Here is a 5724-nt window from a genome sequence, read left to right on the forward strand (position 1 = left end):
ACCTGAACCTCGAAGACTTCGTGCAGAAGGTCAACTCCGACCTGGTCGGCAAAGTCGTCAACATCGCCAGCCGTTGCGCCGGTTTTATCCACAAGGGCAATGCCGGCCTGATGGTCGACACCAACGCTGCGCCAGAGTTGACCGAAGCCTTCCTGGCCGCCGCGCCAAGCATCGCCGACGCCTATGAAGCCCGCGATTTCGCCCGCGCCATGCGCGAGATCATGGGCCTGGCCGATCGCGCCAACGCCTGGATTGCCGACAAGGCACCGTGGTCGCTGAACAAACAGGAAGGCAAACAGGATGAAGTCCAGGCGATCTGCGCCACCGGCGTCAATCTGTTCCGCCAACTGGTGATCTTCCTCAAGCCTGTGCTGCCGTTGCTGGCCGCCGATGCCGAGGCGTTCCTCAACGTCGCACCGCTGACCTGGAACGACCACGCAACCTTGCTCGCCAACCATCAGTTGAACGAGTTCAAGCCGTTGATGACCCGGATCGACCCGGTGAAAGTGCAAGCCATGACCGACGCTTCGAAAGAAGACCTGACCGCCAGCCAGACCGACACCGGCGAAGCTGCACCTGCCGGCAACGGCGAACTGGCCAAAGACCCGCTGTCGCCGGAAATCGACTTCGACACCTTCGCCGCAGTCGATCTGCGCGTGGCGCTGATCGTCAAGGCCGAACACGTGGAAGGCGCCGACAAGCTGTTGCGCCTGACCCTTGATATCGGTGACGAGCAACGCAACGTGTTCTCCGGGATCAAGAGTGCCTACCCGGATCCGTCCAAGCTCGATGGTCGCCTGACCATGATGATCGCCAACCTCAAGCCACGGAAAATGAAGTTCGGCATCTCCGAAGGCATGGTGATGGCGGCCGGCCCTGGCGGTGAAGAAATCTACCTGCTCAGCCCGGACAGTGGCGCCAAGCCAGGTCAGCGCATCAAGTAGATTTTGCGCTGAATCGATCCCACAGTCGTGCCTGGCGCGGCTGTGGGATTTTCATGTCTGGCCCATACTATCCATCAGGTGTGGATTCACCTACAGGGTTATCCGGCAGCGGATATGGACAATCATGACCGATACGCTTTTGACGCTATTCAGTGCAGCCTTGATCAACAACCTCGTGTTGCACTGGCCGCTGGGCGTCGATCCGCTGTTGGGCAGCGAGCGCCGGCAGGTCCATGCGCTCGGCATCGCGACGACATGCCTGATGTTGATGGCAGGCGTAGTCGGCTATGCACTGTACCGCTGGCTACTGGTGCCACTGGATCTGGCAGCCCTGCGCCTGTTCGTCTTTCTGCCACTGAGCGTCCTGCTGATCGCCCCCCTGCTCAAACTGCTTGCGCGGTTGATGCCCAAGCTTTCGTTCGAAGGCCTGTGGTTGCTACTGGCAGGCAATGCCGGCGTCCTGGGAGTGACATTGTTCAATGCTCAGGACGACAACGGTCTTTTCCATGCCACGGCATTGAGCCTGGGTTGCGGTCTGGGTTTCTGGCTGGTGCTGAGTCTTTTCAACGATTTGCGCCAGCGCACACTCGATAACGATGTTCCACTGCCCTTTCGCGGCTTGCCGATCGACCTGATCGGTGCCGGCTTGATAGCAGTGGCTTTTCTCGGATTCAGCGGACTGATCAAAACATGAGTCTGATTCAACGCATCGACGCCCTCCTGCCGCAAACACAATGCGGCAAGTGCGGCCACCCAGGATGCAAACCTTACGCCGAGGGCATCGCCGCCGGCGAGCCGATCAACAAGTGCCCCCCGGGTGGCAGCGAAACCATCAATGCCCTGGCCCAACTGCTGAACGTGCCGGTATTGGAACTGGACGTCAGCCGAGGTTCAGCCCCGGCGCAGATCGCCTACATTCGCGAAGCCGAATGCATTGGCTGCACCAAGTGCATCCAGGCCTGCCCCGTCGATGCCATCGTCGGCGCGGCAAAACTGATGCACACGGTGATCATCGACGAATGCACCGGTTGCGATCTCTGCGTGGCGCCATGCCCGGTCGATTGCATCGAGATGCGTCCCCTGCCGATGGAGACCGTTGTGCCGATTGTCGGTGGTCTGGCATTCAGTCTTGACGATCAACGAGCCCGTGCCGAGAAGCGCAGTCATGCACGACGCCGGTTCGAACAGCGCAACGCCCGTTTGCAACGCGAAGAACAACAGAAGGCAGCCGAGCGCCAGGCTCGCTTGCAGCGAACGCCGCAGCCCGTTGAAGCCGCACTCGATCCAGTGCAAGCCGCCCTTGAACGAGTCCGCGCGCAAAAAACGGCGAATGCCGATGCGGCGCTGAAAAAAGCCAAGATCGACGTCGCGATGAGCCGGGCACAATTGCACAAGTCGCTGAAGGCTTTCGGCCATCCGCCCACCTTTGAACAGCAGTCGCAACTCGTCGTCCTGCAGCAGCAGTTCGAAGCAGCCGAACGTACGTTGACGCAACTGGAAAGCGATGCGCCGCCGGTTGCTGTGCCGCGTCCGGCAGCGGCGACAAACGATGCCGAGTTGAAACGGGCAAAAATCCAGCTGGCCATGCGCCGCGCCGAACTTAAAAAAGCCCAGACCAGCGAAGCCTCCGCCGAACAGATCGAAGCCCTGCAGCGTGCCCTCAACGAGGCCGAACGCCAGGTGGAAGCCTATGCCGTCTCTTGAGTCAGTTGACGATCGCTTGCAGCAGGCCATGAAACTGGTGCTGCTGGCCACCCTGCCCGGAGCACTGATGATGTTCTGGCTGTACGGTTGGGGCGTGTTGATCAATCTGATATTGGCCGGCATCGCTGCATTGTCGGTCGAAGCGGCCATGTTGCACCTGCGCAAGCGACCACTCGGGGCCAGCTTGAGCGACGGCAGCGCGTTGGTCAGCGCAACCCTGTTGGCGTTGGCCCTGCCACCCTATTGTCCGTGGTGGCTGACCGTCAGTGCCGCCGCGTTCGCGATGGTATTGGGCAAGCACTTGTATGGCGGTGTCGGATCGAACCCGTTCAATCCGGCGATGCTGGGTGTTGCTCTGGTGCTGGTGACATTCCCGCAACAGATGACCCATTGGCCGTCATCCCACGGCATGGACCTGTCGAGTGCTTTACAACAGGTGTTTGGCTTTGGACAGGCACCGGATGCGTGGGTCCGGGCCACGGCACTGGACAGTCTGCGGATCAACAAAAGCCTGACAATGGACGAACTGTTTTCGGCGAACCCGGCGTTTGGTCACTTCGGCGGCCGCGGTGTGGAGTGGGTGAACCTGGCATTCCTCGCCGGCGGCGCATTTTTGCTGCAACGTAAAGTGTTCAGTTGGCATGCGCCGGTCGGGATGCTGGCAAGTCTGTTCGTCATCAGTCTGTTGTGCTGGAACGGCTCGGGCTCTGACTCCCACGGTTCACCGCTGTTTCACCTGCTCACCGGTGCAACCATGTTGGGGGCATTCTTCATCGTTACGGAACCGGTATCTGGCGCCAAAAGCCCCATAGCCCGCCTGTTGTTTGGCGCCGGGGTCGGGCTGTTGACGTACCTGATTCGTACCTGGGGCGGCTACCCGGACGGCGTCGCCTTCGCCGTGCTTTTGATGAACCTCTGCGTTCCGGCGCTGGAGAGGTTTGCAGTCGCTCGTCAGGAGCAGAGCGCATCATGAATCGTGCGTCGAGCGTTGCGATCCTGGTTTTACTGGGCGCGTTTGGCATAGGCCTGAGTTATCTCGCGCAGCTCAACAGTGCGCCGCGCATCGCCGCCGAGCAGCGCTTGATCGACAGTCGCAACCTGCTGGATCTGCTACCCCATGCCAGCTACGACAATCAGCCGCTGGAACAGCCGCTCACACTCCAGGACACCGCGTTGGGCAACAGTACCCTTATGGCCGGGTACCGAGCGACCAAGGCCGGTCAACCGTACGCTGTGTTGCTGCGCAGCCAGACCCTGGGTTACGCGGGCGCTATCGACCTGCTGATTGCCATCGACGCCAACGCAAGGCTGATCGGCGTCAAAACACTCAAACAAGCGGAAACCCCGGAGCTCGGCGCACGAATCGCCGACTGGCCCAACGCCTGGCTCCAATCGTTTACCGGCAAGTCTCGTTTTGATCCTGACGACAAGGGCTGGGCCTTGAAAAAGGATCTCGGGCAGTTCGATCAAATGGCGGGGGCGACCATTACCTCACGAGCAGTGATCAACGCCACCCACGACGCGCTGCGTTATTTTGATGAGCATCGGCAACAACTGCTCGGGAGCGCCGGCCATGAGTAAAACATCGTTGCTGCCGTGCTCATTGATGCTCGCACCGCTCATTGGCGTCACCGGCTCACTGGCGAGCGCATTGGGCCTGTGGTTGATGTTCGTTGTCGTGATCAGCGCGTTTGGCCTTGGCATGAACATCTTGCGACCACGCTTGCTCCCGGCAACGCATTTGTGGGCAAGCGTGCTGCTTTCGGCCACGCTCACCAGTTGCGCGGAACTCGGCGCACAAGTCTGGTCGCTGCAATGGCATCATCAAATAGGGATCTATGCGGCGCTGCTTGCTTTGCAATGTGTCGTGCTGGAACACAACGGATTCTTTCAGAGCACCTGGCGAGACCGCCTGCGCCTGTATGGGCTGTTCGGCGCCCTGATGGTCGGCCTCGGACTGCTGCGCGAATTCATTGGTTACGGGACACTGGGTCATCACTTGTCGTGGTTGGTCGCTGCAACGCACGCGCAATGGCAAGGCTGGGGACTGACCACCGACGGTGGCTTACGCCTGGCTACGCTGGCTCCAGGCGGTTTTATTCTCCTGGGTCTGCTAATCGCCGCATGGCAAGCCTGGCATCGCCCGACACCTTCACACTGACGCCCTCGAGGACACGCACTGCCCATGAATGCTGCAAAACGTCTGGAAATATTCCGCAGGCTGCATGAAGACAACCCGGAACCAAAGACCGAACTGGCCTACTCCTCACCGTTCGAATTGCTGATCGCCGTTATTCTTTCGGCGCAATCGACCGACGTTGGAGTCAACAAGGCCACGGCAAAACTGTTTCCGGTCGCCAACACCCCTGCGGCTATTCATGCGTTGGGCGTTGAAGGACTGTCCGAATACATCAAGACTATCGGCCTGTTCAACAGCAAGGCAAAAAACGTCATCGAGACTTGTCGGTTGCTGGTCGAGCGCCATGCAGGTGAAGTGCCGCAGACCCGAGAGGAACTGGAAGCCCTGCCCGGGGTTGGCCGCAAGACTGCCAACGTCGTGCTCAATACCGCATTCCGGCAGCTGACCATGGCGGTGGACACCCACATTTTCCGGGTCAGCAACCGCACCGGCATTGCACCTGGCAAGAATGTCGTCGAGGTCGAGCACAAATTGATGAAGTTCGTGCCCAAACAGTACCTGCTCGACTCACATCACTGGTTGATCCTGCATGGGCGCTATGTATGCCTGGCCCGCAAGCCGCGTTGTGGCAGTTGTCGTATCGAAGACCTGTGTGAATACAAGCACAAGACCTCGGACGATTGAGGCTCTATTAGAATTACCGATTCATCGATTGAAAAAATCTTTTTTACCCGCCAGGAGATTGTCGATATAAGGAGCCCCAAAGGCCTTCTTAGCCTGGAGTAACTACATGAGCACTGGCAAAGAGCAATTGGACGTAGAAGACGACTTCATCCCCGTTGAGGCTGACGATGCCGAGCCGGTGGTGGAAGTAGCCAAAACCAACCTGAGCAAACGCCGCACCATCGACAATCTGCTGGAGGAGCGCCGACTGCA

7 protein-coding genes are annotated in these 5724 nt (G+C 59.5%); all 7 read left to right on the top strand.

Annotated features, from left to right (window positions below; genetic code table 11):
* Window positions 1–944: methionine--tRNA ligase subunit beta (gene metG / locus D8U18_RS17730; protein ID WP_131108101.1), on the top strand; the 944-nt coding region annotated here is incomplete at its 5' end.
* A 124-nt stretch (window positions 945–1068) separates the two neighbouring features.
* Window positions 1069–1638, top strand: coding sequence for an Rnf-Nqr domain containing protein (locus tag D8U18_RS17735; protein ID WP_131108102.1), 570 nt, complete (start codon window positions 1069–1071; stop codon window positions 1636–1638).
* Window positions 1635–2648 carry an electron transport complex subunit RsxB gene (gene rsxB / locus D8U18_RS17740; RefSeq protein WP_056853592.1) on the top strand — a complete coding sequence of 338 codons (1014 nt, stop codon included), beginning with the start codon at window positions 1635–1637 and terminating at the stop codon, window positions 2646–2648. The genes D8U18_RS17735 and rsxB overlap by 4 nt, the downstream gene beginning before the upstream one ends.
* Window positions 2635–3621: an RnfABCDGE type electron transport complex subunit D gene (locus D8U18_RS17745; protein ID WP_056853593.1), complete on the top strand. Its 987-nt coding sequence runs from the start codon at window positions 2635–2637 to the stop codon at window positions 3619–3621. Before rsxB ends, D8U18_RS17745 begins: the two co-directional genes overlap by 14 nt.
* Window positions 3618–4229 (top strand): RnfABCDGE type electron transport complex subunit G, encoded by a 612-nt coding sequence (locus D8U18_RS17750; protein WP_131108103.1) that lies wholly within the window; start codon window positions 3618–3620, stop codon window positions 4227–4229. The genes D8U18_RS17745 and D8U18_RS17750 overlap by 4 nt, the downstream gene beginning before the upstream one ends.
* Window positions 4222–4809 carry an Rnf-Nqr domain containing protein gene (locus D8U18_RS17755; RefSeq protein WP_056853595.1) on the top strand — a complete coding sequence of 196 codons (588 nt, stop codon included), beginning with the start codon at window positions 4222–4224 and terminating at the stop codon, window positions 4807–4809. Before D8U18_RS17750 ends, D8U18_RS17755 begins: the two co-directional genes overlap by 8 nt.
* Window positions 4810–4833: 24 nt before the next feature.
* A complete protein-coding gene (nth, locus tag D8U18_RS17760) occupies window positions 4834–5472 on the top strand; it encodes an endonuclease III (protein WP_056853596.1) in 639 nt (212 codons plus the stop codon).
* Window positions 5473–5724: the final 252 nt, after the last annotated feature.

The organism is Pseudomonas sp. Sample_10, assembly GCF_004321495.1.
Classification (GTDB): Bacteria; Pseudomonadota; Gammaproteobacteria; order Pseudomonadales; family Pseudomonadaceae; genus Aquipseudomonas.